This is a genomic window from Haloarcula onubensis, from assembly GCF_031624605.1.
GTDB lineage: Archaea > Halobacteriota > Halobacteria > Halobacteriales > Haloarculaceae > Haloarcula > Haloarcula onubensis.
In genome coordinates this window covers 234,449-250,116 of record NZ_JAMQOS010000005.1, presented here as the reverse complement: position 1 = coordinate 250,116, position 15,668 = coordinate 234,449, and the positions used below count along the sequence as shown (strand labels likewise).

21 protein-coding genes are annotated in these 15,668 nt (G+C 68.2%); 8 read left to right on the top strand and 13 right to left on the bottom strand.

Going from position 1 to position 15,668, the window contains the following annotated elements:
* Positions 1-12 precede the first annotated feature (12 nt).
* The 6 genes from NDI86_RS15865 to ahbB all read right to left on the bottom strand — a co-directional run bounded on the left by NDI86_RS15865 (position 13) and on the right by ahbB (position 4,693).
* The gene (locus tag NDI86_RS15865) at positions 13-636 is read right to left on the bottom strand and encodes an HAD family hydrolase (RefSeq protein ID WP_310901419.1); all 624 of its coding nucleotides are present in this window, start codon (positions 634-636) and stop codon (positions 13-15) included.
* A 41-nt stretch (positions 637-677) separates the two neighbouring features.
* Entirely contained in the window at positions 678-1,067 is a 390-nt protein-coding gene (lwrS, locus tag NDI86_RS15860; protein WP_310901418.1) for an LWR-salt protein, read from the bottom strand.
* A gap of 1 nt (position 1,068) precedes the next feature.
* The gene (locus tag NDI86_RS15855; protein ID WP_310901417.1) at positions 1,069-1,347 is read right to left on the bottom strand and encodes a 4a-hydroxytetrahydrobiopterin dehydratase; all 279 of its coding nucleotides are present in this window, start codon (positions 1,345-1,347) and stop codon (positions 1,069-1,071) included.
* A gap of 306 nt (positions 1,348-1,653) precedes the next feature.
* Positions 1,654-2,988 (bottom strand): glutamyl-tRNA reductase, encoded by a 1,335-nt coding sequence (gene hemA, locus NDI86_RS15850; RefSeq protein ID WP_310901416.1) that lies wholly within the window; start codon positions 2,986-2,988, stop codon positions 1,654-1,656.
* Positions 2,985-3,632 (bottom strand): precorrin-2 dehydrogenase/sirohydrochlorin ferrochelatase family protein, encoded by a 648-nt coding sequence (locus tag NDI86_RS15845; RefSeq protein WP_310901415.1) that lies wholly within the window; start codon positions 3,630-3,632, stop codon positions 2,985-2,987. The genes hemA and NDI86_RS15845 overlap by 4 nt, the downstream gene beginning before the upstream one ends.
* Positions 3,632-4,693 carry a siroheme decarboxylase subunit beta gene (gene ahbB / locus NDI86_RS15840; protein ID WP_310901414.1) on the bottom strand — a complete coding sequence of 354 codons (1,062 nt, stop codon included), beginning with the start codon at positions 4,691-4,693 and terminating at the stop codon, positions 3,632-3,634. Before ahbB ends, NDI86_RS15845 begins: the two co-directional genes overlap by 1 nt.
* Positions 4,694-4,776: 83 nt before the next feature.
* Here ahbB and NDI86_RS15835 point away from each other — a divergent pair, with 83 nt between their 5' ends.
* Positions 4,777-5,061, top strand: coding sequence for a DUF7577 domain-containing protein (locus NDI86_RS15835; RefSeq protein WP_310901413.1), 285 nt, complete (start codon positions 4,777-4,779; stop codon positions 5,059-5,061).
* An 11-nt stretch (positions 5,062-5,072) separates the two neighbouring features.
* Here NDI86_RS15835 and NDI86_RS15830 read toward each other — a convergent pair whose 3' ends face one another.
* A complete protein-coding gene (locus tag NDI86_RS15830) occupies positions 5,073-6,614 on the bottom strand; it encodes a TrkH family potassium uptake protein (protein ID WP_310901412.1) in 1,542 nt (513 codons plus the stop codon).
* Positions 6,615-6,622: 8 nt separating this feature from the next.
* Positions 6,623-6,826 carry an HVO_0649 family zinc finger protein gene (locus NDI86_RS15825; RefSeq protein WP_310901411.1) on the bottom strand — a complete coding sequence of 68 codons (204 nt, stop codon included), beginning with the start codon at positions 6,824-6,826 and terminating at the stop codon, positions 6,623-6,625.
* A gap of 176 nt (positions 6,827-7,002) precedes the next feature.
* Between NDI86_RS15825 and NDI86_RS15820 the strand changes: the two genes are divergently transcribed.
* Entirely contained in the window at positions 7,003-7,764 is a 762-nt protein-coding gene (locus tag NDI86_RS15820) for an Lrp/AsnC family transcriptional regulator (RefSeq protein ID WP_310901410.1), read from the top strand.
* Between the two features lie 34 nt (positions 7,765-7,798).
* On the opposite strand, the gene NDI86_RS15815 is transcribed toward NDI86_RS15820, so the two are convergent.
* The 3 genes from NDI86_RS15815 to NDI86_RS15805 form a co-directional block, all read right to left on the bottom strand.
* Positions 7,799-8,209: a DUF5778 family protein gene (locus NDI86_RS15815; protein ID WP_310901408.1), complete on the bottom strand. Its 411-nt coding sequence runs from the start codon at positions 8,207-8,209 to the stop codon at positions 7,799-7,801.
* 76 nt (positions 8,210-8,285) lie between these two features.
* A complete protein-coding gene (locus NDI86_RS15810; protein ID WP_310901407.1) occupies positions 8,286-8,480 on the bottom strand; it encodes a cold-shock protein in 195 nt (64 codons plus the stop codon).
* 2 nt (positions 8,481-8,482) lie between these two features.
* Positions 8,483-8,677: a cold-shock protein gene (locus tag NDI86_RS15805; RefSeq protein WP_310901406.1), complete on the bottom strand. Its 195-nt coding sequence runs from the start codon at positions 8,675-8,677 to the stop codon at positions 8,483-8,485.
* A 105-nt stretch (positions 8,678-8,782) separates the two neighbouring features.
* On the opposite strand from NDI86_RS15805, the gene uppS reads away from it, so the two are divergent.
* Entirely contained in the window at positions 8,783-9,703 is a 921-nt protein-coding gene (gene uppS / locus NDI86_RS15800) for a polyprenyl diphosphate synthase (RefSeq protein WP_310901405.1), read from the top strand.
* Positions 9,704-9,861: 158 nt separating this feature from the next.
* On the opposite strand, the gene NDI86_RS15795 is transcribed toward uppS, so the two are convergent.
* Entirely contained in the window at positions 9,862-10,470 is a 609-nt protein-coding gene (locus NDI86_RS15795; protein WP_310901404.1) for an undecaprenyl diphosphate synthase family protein, read from the bottom strand.
* A 183-nt stretch (positions 10,471-10,653) separates the two neighbouring features.
* On the opposite strand from NDI86_RS15795, the gene NDI86_RS15790 reads away from it, so the two are divergent.
* The gene (locus NDI86_RS15790) at positions 10,654-11,997 is read left to right on the top strand and encodes a DUF92 domain-containing protein (RefSeq protein WP_310901403.1); all 1,344 of its coding nucleotides are present in this window, start codon (positions 10,654-10,656) and stop codon (positions 11,995-11,997) included.
* The gene (locus NDI86_RS15785) at positions 11,994-12,416 is read left to right on the top strand and encodes a GNAT family N-acetyltransferase (RefSeq protein WP_310901402.1); all 423 of its coding nucleotides are present in this window, start codon (positions 11,994-11,996) and stop codon (positions 12,414-12,416) included. Before NDI86_RS15790 ends, NDI86_RS15785 begins: the two co-directional genes overlap by 4 nt.
* Here the strand turns inward: NDI86_RS15785 and dnaG are convergent.
* On the bottom strand, positions 12,413-13,723 hold the full coding sequence (dnaG, locus tag NDI86_RS15780) for a DNA primase DnaG (RefSeq protein ID WP_310901401.1): 1,311 nt from the start codon (positions 13,721-13,723) through the stop codon (positions 12,413-12,415). The two genes, NDI86_RS15785 and dnaG, sit on opposite strands and share 4 nt — an antisense overlap.
* A 184-nt stretch (positions 13,724-13,907) precedes the next feature.
* Here dnaG and NDI86_RS15775 point away from each other — a divergent pair, with 184 nt between their 5' ends.
* The 3 genes from NDI86_RS15775 to NDI86_RS15765 all read left to right on the top strand — a co-directional run bounded on the left by NDI86_RS15775 (position 13,908) and on the right by NDI86_RS15765 (position 15,663).
* Complete coding sequence (locus NDI86_RS15775; RefSeq protein WP_310901400.1) at positions 13,908-14,294, top strand: YgaP family membrane protein; 387 nt, start codon at positions 13,908-13,910, stop codon at positions 14,292-14,294.
* 75 nt (positions 14,295-14,369) lie between these two features.
* Positions 14,370-14,630, top strand: a complete 261-nt coding sequence (locus NDI86_RS15770) for a DUF7571 family protein (protein WP_310901399.1) — start codon at positions 14,370-14,372, stop codon at positions 14,628-14,630.
* A gap of 115 nt (positions 14,631-14,745) precedes the next feature.
* Entirely contained in the window at positions 14,746-15,663 is a 918-nt protein-coding gene (locus tag NDI86_RS15765; RefSeq protein WP_310901398.1) for an HFX_2341 family transcriptional regulator, read from the top strand.
* Positions 15,664-15,668 lie beyond the last annotated feature (5 nt).

Here is a 15,668-nt window from a genome sequence, read left to right as displayed (position 1 = left end):
GACGACCGGCAATCACAGCTCCAGGAGCGACGTGACCCGGTGGTCGCCCCGGACACAGCGGTCATCGCTGATGGGCGAGTCGCGCGCGACGTGGATACCGTCGAGGCCGGCGTTCCAGGCCGCGCCGATGTCACCGGGGTTGTCGCCGGCCAGGACCCCCGCGTGGCCGGTATGAGCGCCCATATCGCTCATCGCTCGGTGAACCGGTTCGGGGTCCGGCTTCCAGCCGATGTCGTCGTCACAGCAGACGACGGTGTCGAACCAGTCGCTGATGTCCAGCCCGTCGAGTATCGGCTCGGTCAGGTACGCCTGACAGTGCGTGACGAGGCCGACTGGGTCGGTCCGGTCGGCGAGAAAGCCCTCGACGTCGTCGTACAGGTAGGTCGCCTCGGCCCGCTCGAGGGGGTCTTCCTCCTCGTGGAAGACGTCCCAGAACAGCGACGGGTCGACCTCCCGCTCGGCCAGCAGGCCGCGTCTGGCGTCGCCCTGGCCGTACCACAGCAGCGCGGCCTCCCGCTCGCTGAACCCCTGGCCGAGCCGGTCGCCGACCCGCTCCATGACCTCGACCGGGTACGCCGGCTCGACGTCCACCAGCGTCCCGTCGAGGTCGAACAGCCAGAAGTCGTAGTCTGCCATTGGGGAGCAGTGTAGGGCAGTTACGGGTAAAGCCTTTCTCCTTACTCGACGTGAATCGAACTCCCCAGATACTTCGTCAGCACCTCGGTGACGCTGTCGGCGTTGAAGGCGTCTAAGTCCGCGGCGATGGCGGCTTTCAGGTCGTCGAGATACGCCTCCGTCGTCCGGAGTTCGCTGAACGACACCGACTGGACGGGGACGCCCAGCGCGTCCGCGGCCAGCCGACGCCCGTGGGCGTCGTCGCCGACGTTCCCGCGCCAGAGCGTGTCCCGGAAGAACAGCCAGCCGTCCTCGCCGGGCGGCGCGGCCGCCTTCGACAGCACCGTCTCGAAGGTATCCGGTTCGGCACTGTACCCCGGTACCGGGTCGAGCCGGACGGTCACGCGGAACAGGTAGCGGGCCGGCGGGTCGTCGCGGTCTGGCCCCGCCACGTCAGTCGTAGATACCGTCCAGCCGCTCGGCCATGTCGATGTCGTTGCCCGTGATACCGCCGGCGTCGTGGGTCGTCAGCCGCACCTCGCACTCGCCCCAGCGGACGGTCATCTCGGGGTGGTGCCAGGCGTCCTCGGCGACGCCCGCGGCGGCCGCGAGAAAGCCCGAGGCGCCCAGATAGTCGTCGAACTCGTAGACGCGCACGATTTCGTCGCCCTCGCGGTCCCAGTCGGCCGGGAGCCGGTCGGCGATTTCGTCGTCGGATAGCAGGTCTGCCATACCGGCAGGTGGCCTGCCAGCCTCAAAGTGGTTTGGCCGCTAGGAACGGGCGTGTCTGATAGAGAGAACGACACTGCAAACAGCCAGAAAGCCCCGACACGCTAACCTCGGCGAAGCAAGCACCGACGGCGCCCAGCGAGCCGCGGGAGCCGATAGCACGGGGGCGTTCTGGCTGTTAGCGATGTCGCTGACGGTGTTGTTATGGGGGATTTCCGGCTGTTAGCGATGTCGCCGCCAGCGGTTACTACGGGAGTGTTCTGGCCGTTCGAAGCGCGTCGCTCCCGTCAAAACGGACCCGAACCGCGACTAGTCGTCGGCCAGTTGTTCGAGTACGGCCGGGGGAATATCCTCGCGCATCCCTTCCGGGATGTCCTCGATGGCCATCCCCTCGACGAACTCGGGCGGGTCGGGCCCGAAGTCGGGGTCGAAGAGTTCGAGGGCGGTGTGGATGGTGTCCCAGTCGTCCTCCTCGGCGGCGTCGCGCAGGCTCCTGGTCGGAGCGGCAAGCAGCTGTGAGACGATGGAGTCGGCCATCGCCTCCAGCACCTCGCGCTGGTCCTCGTCGAAGTCGGCCTGCGCCACCGCGGTGTTGAGTTCGGCGGCTTTCACCCGCTCGGCGCTCTCGTACATCGCCGAGATGACGCGGTCGGCCCGCTTGCGCTTGTACTGGGTCAGCAGGTGGTCGAACTCCTCGTCGACCAGCGCCTCGACGGCCTCGGCGGCCCGCTGGCGCTGCGCTCTGGTCTCCTCGGTCACCGACTCCAGGGCGTCGAGGTCGTACACCGTCACGGACGGGAGCCGCTCGGCGCCCGACGGCACGTCGCGGGGCTGGGCGATGTCGACGACGGCCGTCTCCCCCGCCTCGGCGAAGGCGTCGACGTCGAACACCTGCCCGCTGGAGCCGGTCGCCGAGACGACCACGCGGGACTCGGCGAGGGCGGCCTCGACCGCGTCGAGGGCGACCGCGCTGGCGTCGACGTCGACCGTCTCGGCGACGTGTTCGGCGTGGGGCACCGTCCGGTTGGCGACGATGAGCCGGTCGACCCGCTCGGAGAGGGCCTTCGCGGCCAGCTGTCCCATCTCGCCGGCGCCCACGACCAGCGCCGTCCCCCCGTCGAGTGCGCACTCGCGGTCGACCAGCCGCACCGCGGCGGAGGCCAGCGAGACGACCCCCTCGTTGATGCCCGTCTCGTTGCGAGCGCGCTCGCCGACGTGGATGGCCTTCGTGACGCCGTCTTCGAGGAGCTGGCCGATACCGCCGACGCCGCGGGCGTCCTCGTAGGCGTCCCGCAACTGGCCGAGAATCTGGTCCTCGCCCAGCACGATGGATTCGAGGCCCGCCGCCACGCGCATGAGGTGGCGCAGGCTCGCCTCGTGACCCATCTCGACGGCGACGTCGTCGGTGACCGACCGCGTGAACAGTTCGAGCGCGTCGATGCCGGTCTCGTGGTCCGGCGCGACGACGTACCCCTCGGTCCGGTTGCAGGTCTGGAGCGCGAACGCCTCGGAGACGCCCGGCTCGGCGAGCAGCGACTCGACGGCGTGGCGCTGGCTGTCGGCGGCGGCCGCCTCTAGCTGGTCCACGCTGGCCCGTTCGTGGCTCACACACACGCCGACGATGACGCCTGTCTCATCTCTCACGACGTATCACCCATTTGGTATCCAATCACGTCTGCTGCTACTTGTCGAGCTTTGGGCCTGCCACTATCTAAAGCCTTCCAAACCCGGTCGGACCTGACGACCGTTCTGACCGCGTCACGCCGTTCCGCGGCCGACATGTCGGTTCGCTTGAACTCCTCGCGCAGGGCCCCGGTCAGTTCCGCCATCGCGCCCGCACCGTCGAACTGCGCCTCCAAGGACTCCCGGAGGTACTTCGAGAGCGCCGGCGAGTGGCCGCCGGTGGCGACGGCCATCAGTACCGGGTCGTCCCGGACCGTGGCGGGGACGACGACGTTGCCGACGGCCTGCTCGCCGTGGTCGTCGGCGCGGTTGACCAGCGCGCCCCGCTCGCGGGCGGCGGCCTCGGCGGCCGCGTTCAGGCCGGCGTCGTCGGTGGCGGCGACGACCAGCGCCGGGTCGGTCCGCTCGACCCACTCCCGAATCCCGTCGGCGTCGGGCGCCTCGCGGACCAGTTCGGCGGCGCCAAAGTCCCGGTCGGCGAACTCGGGGCTGACGACGACGACGTCGGCCTCGGCGGCGAAGCGGCGGGCCTTGCGCGCGCCGACCGGGCCGCCGCCGACGACCAGCACCGTCTCGCCCGTGAAGTCGTGGAGGAGCGGAATCATCAGTCGTCGGCCGACTCGGCGTTGGCCCGTGCGCGCTCGTTCAGCCTGATACCCGTCTTCTTGAGGATGCGCGTCGAGAACAGCGTGTCCCAGTCGTCCTCGCCAACCGCCCAGTACTCCGTCATCCGGTCGTGGACCTGCTGGATGCGGGCCTCGCTCTCGGCCTCGCTGCGGCCGTGGGTCATCGCGAAGAAGTTGTACGGCCAGACGCCCTCGTGGCGCGGGCGCTCGTAGCAGTGGGTCACGAAGTCGAACTCGGCGATTGCCGGGCCCACCTCGTCGATGACGTCGTCGGGCACGTCCCAGACGGTCATCCCGTTCTCGGAGTAGCCCAGCGCGTAGTGGTTCGGGATAGCGCCGACGCGGCGGACCTTCCCCTCCTCGTTGAACCGCTTGATAGTCCTGACGACCCAGTCGGTGTCGGCGCCGATAGCGTCGGCCACGTCGGCGTAGGGCGTCTCGGTGATGGGGAGCCCGCCCTGTATCTCCAGGACCAGGTCGAGTTCCTCGGGCGTCAGGGACTTTCGGTCGGTCGGCTCGACCGCGGGCCCGGCGTCGCTGCAGTCGACGGCCTGGGTCTGGGGCCCCTCGACGGGGAACTTCGCGCCGACGTGGAACTCCTGCTGTTTCGGTAAGTTGTAGGTCGGTTCGCCGGTCTCGTCCTCTATCTCGGCCAGTACCTCCTCGACTCGGTCCTCCTCGACCACGCTCAGCACGAACCACATGTTGAGATACGGGTGTTCGCGCTCGTAGTTGTGGGCGACCTCGGGGTGTGCGTTGACCATGTCCACGTGGTCGTCGTAGCTGTCTTCGGGGGCGTGGGTGGCGACGAGCGTCGCCGTCCCGCCGATTGCCTCGGCGTTGATGAGCGCGCCAAAGCGGCTCAACACGCCCCGCTCGTCTAACTCCTGGACCCGTTCGAGCAGTTCGGCCCCGGTGATGTCGATGCCGTGGTCGGCCAGCGCGGCCGCCGCCGCGTCGAAGGGCCGGGAAACGACCGGGAACCCCCCCTGGAACGCGTTACAAATCGCGCTGTCTACCCGTCCGAGCGCTTCGGTCATAGCCGTCAGTGAGGACTCGGTAAATAAAAACGGCGCGGGAGCAGGTGTGTAAATTTTACCACGGTAGGGCGCCTACGCCACGTGTGGTAATCTCTACCGCGGAGCTGGCGTTCCGGTTGCTGGTCTACCTCTGCGTACTGGTAGGTGCGCCGCTCTTTTTCGTCGCGATGTTCCGGCTCATGGACTACGCCGCCCACGAGACGCTGGTCGAGCAGTTCAGCGGCCAGCGGGCCGGCCGCGACACCGGGCAACTCAACGCCTACTTCCGGCAGGCAGCGGTCGAGGCGACCAGCTGTGACATCTGCGGGGCGGCCAACGGGCCCGACTACACGTACTGTCACAACTGTCAGGAACGGCTCCAGCGGTAGCCGGTGGCGGCTCAGCTCCGCCAGTACGACCCCGTCAGGAGCACGAGGACCGGGAGTATCTCGAGCCGGCCTATCCACATCAGAAAGACCATCAGCAGCTTCGACACCCGCGGGAATGCGAGGAAGTTGTTCATCGGTCCGACGAGACCGACGCCCGGCCCGACGTTGCCAAGCGTCGCGGCGACGGCGCTGGCCGCCTCGAACGCGGACAGGGACTCGCCGGAGACGCCGACACCGACGACGAGCAGCGTCGCGACCCCGAAGATGACGAGATACAGCGCCGAGAAGGCGTAGATGCCGCGGATGGCCGTCTCGTCGATGACCGTCTCGCCGAGCCGGACCGGCTGGATGGCCTCGGGGTGGACGGTCGTGAACAGCTCCCGGCGGAACGACTTCAGGATGACGACCCACCTGATTATCTTGATGCTGCCGCCCGTACTCCCCGCAGAACCGCCGACGAACATCGCGAACACCAGGACGAACTGGGCGTGCTGGCCCCAGAAGTTGAAGTCCGTGCTGGCGTAGCCGGTCGTCGTCACGATGGAGGCGACCTGAAACGCCGCGTGGCGCAGCGACGGTTCGAGCGCGCCCACAAGGGCGTCGAGGCCGGGCGCGGTGAACAGCATCCCGGCGGTGATGGCGGTCAGGACGCCCATCGCGCCGAGATACGCCTTCAGTTCGACGTCCTCCCACACCGTCGAGAGGTCCCGGTTCCAGAGGTGCCAGAACAGTGCGAAGTTCGTCCCGGCGGCGACCATGAAGGGGATGATGAACCACTGGACGACGGCGGTAAACGCCTCGATAGAGCGGGCCTCCGGGGAGAACCCGCCCGTCGGCATCGTCGTGAAGCCGTGGGCGACCGCGTTGTAGAGCGTCATCTCCGGGGCCAGCCCGGCGAGGTGGAAGCCGTAGAGCCCGACGATTTCGACGACCGTGAGCCCGACGTAGAGCCCCCACAGCGCGCGGGCCGTTTCGGCGATACGCGGCGTAAGCTTCTCGATACCTGGTCCCGGTGCCTCGGCGTCCATCAGTTGGGCGCCGCCGACGGAGAGTTCGGGCAGGATGGCGATGGCGAGCACGACGATACCCATCCCGCCCAGCCACTGGGTCTCCTGGCGCCACATCATGAGCGCCCGGGAGTGGCGTTCGAAGGAGATACTGCCCATCACCGTCGACCCCGTCGTCGTGAAGCCGCTCATCGTCTCGAACAGGGCGTTGACGGGGAACCGGAGCGTCGACGCCGCCCCGTAGCCCGTCATCGCCCCTTCGAGGACGTAGGGGACCGCACCGACGACGCTGACGAGCAGCCACGTCAGCGCGACCATCAGGAACCCCTCTCGCGGGCCGAGGTCACGGCCGGGGTCGTCGTGTAACTGTTCGAGCGACCAGCCGACACCGAACGTGACCGCCATACTGACCAGGAACACCGTCAGCCCGCGTCCGTAGTACAGCGACAGCGCCAGGGGAAACAGCAACGCGACCGTGAGCCACTTGACGACACTGCCCGTCAGCGCGACGGGTGCGCGCCAGGCGACACGAACCTTCGAACGCATCCCGACGGCTACGCCTCGTCGAGATGGACAGTGTGTTGCTGGAGCGTCCCACACGTGGGGCACTCGTGGTGGTACTCGACGACGCGGCCGTTCGTCTCGGTCTCCCACTCACCGTCGGTGTCCGCGTACCCGCAGTCGGGACAGGACAGCGCTTCGGTATCGTAGTACTGTTTGAGCCGCTCGAACGGCGACTTGGTCGCGTCCCCGGTCATACACCGGAGTGTGGACACCCCCATTCATAAATATTCCTGTCCAAAATTATCGGATGTGAAATCGAACCCCGCCTGTATTTTCTAATCGAAAGAGCGGCGTTCGATAGCCAGCCCGAGGACGCGGTGGCCGCCCGTCGTACACAACGGCTTTTATCGAGGCGAAAATACGCGTCCGTATGGGTTACCGAATCGACGAGATAGACGAGCGTATCCTGTACTATCTCGGGGACGACGCCCGTAACACGTCGGCGCCGACGATAGCGGAGGAGGTGGACGTGACGCCGGCGACGATTCGGAACCGCATCCGTCAGCTCGAACGCCACGGCATCGTCCGTGGCTACCACGCCGACATCGACTTCGAGGCGGCCGAGGGCAGACTCACGACACAGTTCACCTGCACCGCCCCGGTCGGCGACCGCTCGGCGCTCGCGAACGAGGCGCTCGCGACCGGCGGCGTCGTCGACGTCCGCGAGCTACTGGCCGGGCAGCGGAACCTCGTCGTGACGGCCGTCGGCGAAGACACCGAAGACATCAACCGTATCGCCCAGCAGCTGTCGGCGCTGGGGCTGACTATCGAGCGCGACGACATCGTCCGGGACGCCTCTCGCGGCCCCTACGAGCCGTTCGCGCCGGAGGGCGACGAGTTCCACTCGGCCGTCACGGACTTCCAGGACGTCGTCGGCGGGGCCGAAGTCGTCGAGTTCACCGTCTCGGCCGACGCCGACATCGCCGGTCGGACCCTCGAAGGCGCCAACGCCGCCGGCGTCCTCCCCGACGACGTGCTGGTCGTCAGCATCGAACGGGGCGACCACAACATCACGCCAAACGGCAGTACCCGAATCGAGGCCGGCGACGTCGTCTCCATCTTCTCGCCCGGGACGTTCCCGGAACGGCTCATCCAGGCCTTCGAGACGACGGAGTCGCCGTCCAAGCGGTAGGTCGAAATCAGCGAGACGGGCGAGAGCGCCGGGACTACTCCCCGCGGACGCCCGTGACCGCAAAGCCCTCGTCCTCGATGGCGTCCAGAACCGCCTCGTGGTCGGCGCTGGCCTCGTAGTAGAAGACGAGGTCGAACGAGCCGTTACGGAGAAGCTGCTGGCACTCCCAGACGAACTCCTCGCCCTCGAGGGTGAGCCCCTGGTGCTGGTTCGAGGAGAACTGCGGGTCGTCGCTGCCCGAGTAGACGAACGTCTCCGTCGGGTCGATACCGTACCCCTCGGCGATGCGCTCCCCGACGTCGATGGTCGCCTGCATCATCTCTATCTCCTCGCTGTTGTCGTACTCCGTGTGGACGACCGCCCCGTTGAGCTGTATCTCGCCGGGTTCCAGGAGTTGCTTGGTCCGCCGATAGAGGTCCTCGTCGAGTGCGTCGCCGTCGCTCATACCCGTGGCTGGGCCGGCGACGCTCTTACCGGCTTCGGATTGCGGGGCGGGCTCCGGCGAGCCCGTGGTCGGTCGCCTATAACCGCGTCACGTTCTCGGCGCGTGGCCCCTTGTCGGCCTGGACGATGTCGAACTCGACCTCCTGACCCTCCTCCAGGTCGGGCCCGCCGACGTCCTCCATGTGGAAGAAGACGTCCTCCTCGGAGTCCTCGGTGTCGATGAAGCCGTACCCGCCGGTGTCGTTGAAGAAGTCGACCGTGCCTGTCGCCATTGTTACAGCCTCGTGAGGTTCTTCGCGCGCGGACCCTTCTCCGCCTGTTCGATGTCGAACTCGACCTCCTGGCCCTCCTCTAGGTCAGGGCCGCCCACGTCCTCCATGTGGAAGAAGACGTCCTCGTCGGCGTCCTCCGTGTCGATGAATCCGTAACCGCCTGTGTCGTTGAAGAAGTCTACCGTACCGGTCGCCATTGCGCTTTCCGGTTCTCGCCCCCGCCTAATAAATCTATGTGGGGCCTTCGCACGCCGGCCGCCGAGCCACAAACCCCTTATCGGTTCGTTGATATGCTACTGGTGATGCGAGAGCGGCTAGAACGGTTGGGCTACGGCGCGTACGAGCGGGTGCTGCGGCGAGAGCTGTCTGGGACGCCGAACCACGTCGCGGTCATCATGGACGGGAACCGGCGCTACGCCCGCAAACAGGGCGTCGAGACGAGCCAGGGGCACAGCGAGGGCGTCGAGACGGCGGAGGAGCTATTACACTGGTGTGACGACCTCGGCATCGACGAAGTGACGCTGTACACCTTCTCGACGGAGAACTTCGACCGCCCGAAAGAGCAACGCGAGTATCTTTTCGACCTCGTCGAGGAAAAGCTCCGGGGCTTCGCCGACGCCGACCGGGTCCACGATGCCGAGGTCTGTATCCGCGCCATCGGCGAGACGGACATGCTGCCCGAACGCGTCCGTGAAGCCATCGACTACGCTGAGTCCCGGACCGGGGAGTACGACCGCCTCAACCTCAACATCGCCCTGGCCTACGGCGGCCGCGCGGAGTTGCTTGGCGCGGCCCGCGACATCGCCGACCGCGTCGAGGCCGGCACGCTCGACCCCGTGGCCGTCGACGCGGATACCATCGAGGAGTACCTCTACGAGGGGCCGACGCGGGACGTCGACCTCATCGTCCGCACCGGCGGCGCCGAGCGCACCTCGAACTTCCTCCCCTGGCACGCCAACGGGAACGAGGCCGCGACCTTCTTCTGTACGCCCTACTGGCCCGAGTTCCGCAAAATCGACTTCCTGCGCGCGATTCGGACCTACCAGAACCGCGAGCAGTCCTGGCGCGCGACGCGGGCCCGCCGCGCGATGTCGCTCGTCCAGGCCGTCGAGGACGCCGACCTCTCGCAGGCCCGCCAGGTCCTGGGTCGGTTCCGCGACGCGCTGCCGAGCAAGGAACGGGCGGCCGTCGAGGACGAGGCGGTCGAGTCCGTGGCCGATTGAGGCGGGCACACCGCTTGGCAGCAACTACGGTATCGCCCGAACGTCCCAGAGACTCGCGTCGCTCACTTGCCGACTCGTCGCCGAGCGAGGGTCGGCAGGATTCGCCCTACCGGCCAAAGTTCCGATGGACTCCCTTCGGTCGCCCATCGGCGTTGGGACTAGCGTCCAAACCGCCGCTGTCGTTCCTGGTAGTCCCGCAGCGCCCGCAGGTAGTCGCGCTGGCGGAAGTTCTGCCAGTTCACGTCGGTGAAGTACAGTTCGGAGTACACCGACTGCCATATCATGAAATCCGAGAGCCGCTCGGCGCCGGTCTTGATGACCAGGTCCGGTGCGGTCGGGAAGACCAGATGCTCCTCGACGGCAGCCTCGTCGATGTCGTCGGGCGAGAGGTCGCCGCTGTCGACCCGTTCCGCGAGTTTACGGACCGCCGTGGCGAACTCGGACTGCCCGCCCAGCCCGATGGAAATCTGAATGGGGGCGTCGGCGGCCCGCTGGTCCTCGGGGCCACGGACTGCCACGTCGGCCGGCGCCCGCAGGTTCGATAGCTCCCGGCGCAGCGTCGGCACCACCTCCTCGTCGAGGACGCTGACGTAGACGACGATGGTGTCCGTGCCGTACCGCACCGCCCACTCGAAGAACCGCTCCAGCGTGGTGTAGGCGCCGTCGCTCAACAGGTCGCGCTCGGTGATGACGAGCGCGACGGTCTCCGGGAGGTCGGCGTCGCTCCGACGGAGACGGAGCGCGAGATACTGGTCGTACAGACCCACGCCGACGGCTACGCCGACCGCTCGCCTAAAACTCACGGTCCCGGGAGCAACCGCAGGCGGTGGCGTCGTCGAACAGGACGGGGTCGTCTGGCAATCCACACAACCAGTTACAGAGCCGACACCAGCGGCTGCTAGGCGGCAAGTTCGGAAAGGGTAAGTGCCTCTCGGGGATACCGGCGGCACGTGACATCGACAGTCCGACGGGCGGGCGCGTTCGCCGCGGTCGGCACGCTGGCCTTCGCCGTGCCGTTCGCCGCCGGCCTCGCCTCGCCCGCCGCGGCGACTGTCGCCGCGACCGCGCCGTTCCTCGTGGTCGCCTTCTTCGCCATGTTCGCAATCGGCCCGGACACTCCCGTGTTCGAGATATTCGCCCGGCCGGGCGACTACGAGGACGGCCGCCTCTACGGGCTGGCCGCGTTCGCGCTGGCCGCGGCGAGTCTGGCCTTCCTCTCGATTCAGTTCGACCTGCCTGTGTGGGCGTTCGTCGCGACGGTCGTCATCGTCTCCTACGGCAACTTCGGCCAGCGCGTCGCCCACCGGTGGCGCAGCGACGAGGTGGTGGCGACCGCCGGCTTCGTCGTCACCGGCTTCGCCTGCGGGACCGCCGCCGCCGTCGTCGCCGCACGGCTCGGAACCGGCAGCGTCGCGCCAGCGACCGCGCTGTTCCTGGCCGGCACCGGCGCGCTCGTCGCCGCGCTGTTTCGCTCCGTCCTGTTCGAACGGGACGACCCCCTCGTGGTGCTCTCCGTTGGACTGCTGCTCTGGCTGCTGTTCGAACTCGACCCCGGCGCGGGGACGACCCGCGTGTTCATCGCGCTGGGGGTTTCGGCGGTGCTTGGCTACGTCGCCTACGCGCTCGACACTGCCTCGCTGCCGGGGATGCTGACCGGCGTCCTGCTCTCGCTGCTGACAATCGTCCTGGGCGGGTACGGCTGGTTCGCCATGCTCATCACCTTCTTCGGACTGGGCGGGCTCTCGACGAAGTACCGGTACGAGGCCAAACAGGACCGCGGCATCGCAGAGGCAAACGAGGGCGCCCGCGGGAGCGGAAACGTGCTCGCGAACTCCATCGTCGCCCTGGTCGCGGTGGTGCTGTGGGCCGCCAGCCCGACGCACATCTCGGTCGACCCGGCGGTCTTTCTGTACGCCTTCGCGGGCGCCGTCGCCGCCGCCATGACCGACACCTTCTCCAGTGAGTTCGGCGGCCTGTACGACAACCCGCGGCTCATCACGACTTTCGAACGCGTCGAACCCGGCACCGACGGCGGCGTCACCTGGCAGGGTATCGTCGCCGGGCTGGTCGGCGCCGGCATCATCGCCGGTATCGCCGCGGCCACCCTGGACGTCGTCGGGCCGGTGGGCGCGGCGCTCATCGTCGGCTGTGGCTTCGTCGGGATGACCGTCGACAGCGTCCTCGGCGCCACCGTCGAGGGCACCGTCGTCGGCAACCAGGGCGTCAACACGCTGGCGACGCTTGCGGCGGCGCTGACCGGCGTCGGCGCGGCGCTCGCGGTCAGTCTGGTATGATTCGCCCGGCCGTCCCGGCCGACGAGTCGCGCCTGGAAGCCATCCAGTCGGCGGCCCTCGACGACCCCTGGCCCGAGTTGCTCGCGGTCGCCATCGACGGCCCGCCACACGTGCTGGTCGCAGACGAGGGCGCGGGGCCCATCGCGTACGCGCTGACGGTGCCCGACGAGCCGGTCGCCTACGTCGCCGAACTCGCCGTCGCCCCCGGCCTACAGGGCCAGGGGTACGGCTCCGAACTGCTGGGCGCGCTGCTCGACGAACTCCGGGAGGTTGGCTTCGAAGAAGTCCGGCTCACCGCCCGCGCCGACGACGACCGGGTTCGGTCGTTCTACGACGGCTTCGGGTTCGCCGTCGAAGCCGACCTGCCCGACCACTACGACGACGGCGGGGCGGGCGTGTTGCTGGTCCGTGACCTCTAGACCGTCCGGACCTGCACGCTGGTGGGCTGTTTGACGTACTCGCCGTCGCCCGTCGCGACGACCACTTCGACGCCACGCTGGGCGGCGACGTCCAGCACCTTCTGGGAGCAAGTGTCGTCGAGGACGACCGTCCGGGGCGCGGGGTCACAGCCCTCGATGAGCGACACCGCGTCCGCGGCGTCGCCCTCCGCGAGGACCGACAGCTCCGGGTCGAGCAGACGGACGGTAGCCGTGTCGGCCCCGATGGTGGCGTCGATGTGGTCCGAGAGCGTGGTCGGCCCGTCGGTGGCCGTCTCGGCGTCGGCGTCACGTCCCGCGACCGCCTCCTGTGTCGTGGTATCGTCGGACGCGGTCTCCGGGTGGCCCCCGGAGGTGGCTCCGGCCGTCGCGTCCGCGTCGACGCCGGCGACGGCGGCCGCGGCGTCGCCCTCACCGGAACCGGGCTGGAGCGCCACCGACTCCGGGCCAGCGCCGTCGGCGTCGAGGACGGCCTCTGGGCTCTCGGCCTCGGCGACCGTCTCGTACGGTATCTTCTCCCGCAGCGCGGCCATGACGGCCCCGCGGGGGAGGTCCTCGACGGAGCGGCCACGTGGCGCGACGGCGACGAAGTCGACTTCGCCGACCTGCGAGAGCTCTTCTAAGATGAGGTCCCCCCCGCGGTCGCCGTCGAGGAAGGCCGTGACGGTCCGGTCCCGGGTCAGGGCCGCGACGGCCTCGGGTACGTCGGTCCCCTCGACGGCGATGGCGTTCTTGACGCCGTACTTCAGGAGCTGTAACACGTCGGCCCGCCCCTCGACGACGACGATGGCGTCCGAGTCCGCGACGCGGGGCCCGGCCGGGAGCCCCTCGTAGGTGGTGATGTCCTCGACGCGGGCGCGCTGGCGAACCGTCTCGACGATGTCCTCGCTCTGGACGGCGTCGGCGTCGAAGGAGGCGAGTAGCTCCGTCGCCCGCTCGACGACCGCGCGGCGCTTGGCGCTGCGGATGTCCTCGATGTCGGTGACGACGATTTCGGCGCTACAGGGACCGACCTGGTCGATGGTTTCGAGCGCCGCCGCAAGGATGGCCGTCTCGACCTTGTCCAGCCCGCTCCCGACCGTAATCTCGCCGCTGGAGGTCCCCTCATCGGAGCGAATCTCGACGTCGATGCGTCCGACCTTCTTCGAGTCCTGCAGGTCACGGAGGTCGAGCTCGTCGCCGAGCAACCCCTCCGTCTGGCCGAACACCGCGCCGACCACGTCGCTGCGCTCGACGACGCCGGCGGCGGTTATCTCCGCGTGTATCAGGTACTTTGCTGTCTCGTCCATTGCTGGCCGGTTCGACCCGTCGCAGAACGCAGACCACGGGACGCTACCGTTACCTTACGTACGTGGCGACGGCCCAAATAACCTGCCCACCCGTCCGCTCGGCCGCGACCGACACCGCTTGCCCACGACCGAACAGACGGGCGGGGCCGGCAAGCCTCAAGGGCGTCCGGCCCGACGTTCCCGTATGGACGAATCCACAAACGTCGGCGGCCGCGACCGCCTCGTTCGCTTGCTCCTGGCTGCCGGGCTGAGTATCGCCGCGGTCCGGTGGCTGCACAGCGGGAAGCGCCTGCGCGGGGGGCTCGCGGGCGCCGGGGCGCTCGTGTTCGGATTCAACGCGACGACCGGCTACTGCGGCGTCAACGACGCGCTTGACGTGGACACGACCGGCGACGGCGAGGAGGTCAGCATCGAGTTCGACGAGACGGACGGCGAGACGACCGCCGACGCCGGCGCGACGCAGGTCCGCGAGCACTACCTCACCTGTGCCGCCTGTGGCGAGCCCATCGTCGCGGGCCAGTCCCGCGGCCCGAACAGCCAGGGCGACATCGTCCACGACGACTGTCCCTGAGGGAACGCCTGCCGCAGTCGCTGCCCTGGTCGGCAGATTCTTGTGGTGTGCTCACATGGGACGAGTTGCACAGCCATGCAACCGTGCCAGAACTGTCAGGCGGCCATCGACGAGTATCTCCTGGATAAACAACTCGAACCCCTGCGGGAACTCACAGTCGACGACTTCAACCTCTGTGTCGACTGTACGACGGTCGTTCCGGAGGCGTGCGTGGAGTGCGACGGCGGGGTGTACGTGCCACGGACGGAGAGCGAGGCGCCCGACTACTGCCCGGCCTGCCGGGCCGAGGTGCTCAAACGGACCGGCCGGGACCCGGGCTGGACGGCTTCGGCCTGAGTACGCACCACAGCGGCCCGTTTTCGGAGCGTCCCCGGTCAGCCGTCGCGCCCGGGAGAGGGCCAGGCCACGGAGAACGCGGGGGATTTTATAAACGGCCCCGCTACGCACCGGTATGCAGACCCACATCGTCCCGGTCGGCTTCGACTACGACCGGCTCATCGCGCCGCTGGTGCGCGAGCAGCTCGACGTGGACCGCGTCATCCTGCTGGAGGGGGCGGTCGGGTCGGAAGCCAACGTCGAGTACTCGCGCAACCTCGCGAAGAAGCTCGAGAAGGACTACCGGAACCTGCTGGGCGCCGAGACCGAACGGGTCGTCGTCGCCGACGTCTACGACTACGACGCGGCCTTCGAGCAGGCCTTCGCGCTCATCAACGCCGAACTCGACTCCGGGAACGAGGTGTGGGTCAACGTTTCCGCGATGCCCCGGACCGTCTCCTTTGCCTTCGCGACCGCCTCCCACTCCATCATGGTCGAGCGCGAGGGCGACCGGGAGCGCATCCACACCTACTACACGGTCCCGGAGAAGTACTTAGAGACCGAACTGGCCGAGGAGCTGCGCAGACAGGTCGAACTGCTCGAAGATTTACAGACCGGCGAGGGCGTCGACGACCGCGTCGACGAGCGGCTGTCGTCGGCGCTCGACCTGCTGGACGAGTTCGACGAGCGCGGGACGACCATCGGCGCCAAGGAGATAGACGGCTCTCACATCGTCGAGCTACCCGTCGCCTCCTTCTCGAACGTCAAGCCGTTCGAGGAAGTGATTCTGTTCACGCTGGGCGAACACGGCGAGTTCGAGTCGGTCTCCGAACTCGCGCAGGCGCTGGCCCGCGACATGGGCGAGGAGTACACCGACTCGTTCCGCTCGAAGGTCATCTACAACGTCGACCGGCTGGGCCCCGGCGGCAAGGGGTACATCGAACAGGAGGAACACGGGAAGTCCTACCGGACGAAGCTGTCCCGAATCGGCGAGCTGTGGGTCCGCGCCCACTCCGCCGAGGACCGCGAGCGGGGCGCCAGCGACCTGCCGTGAGAGAG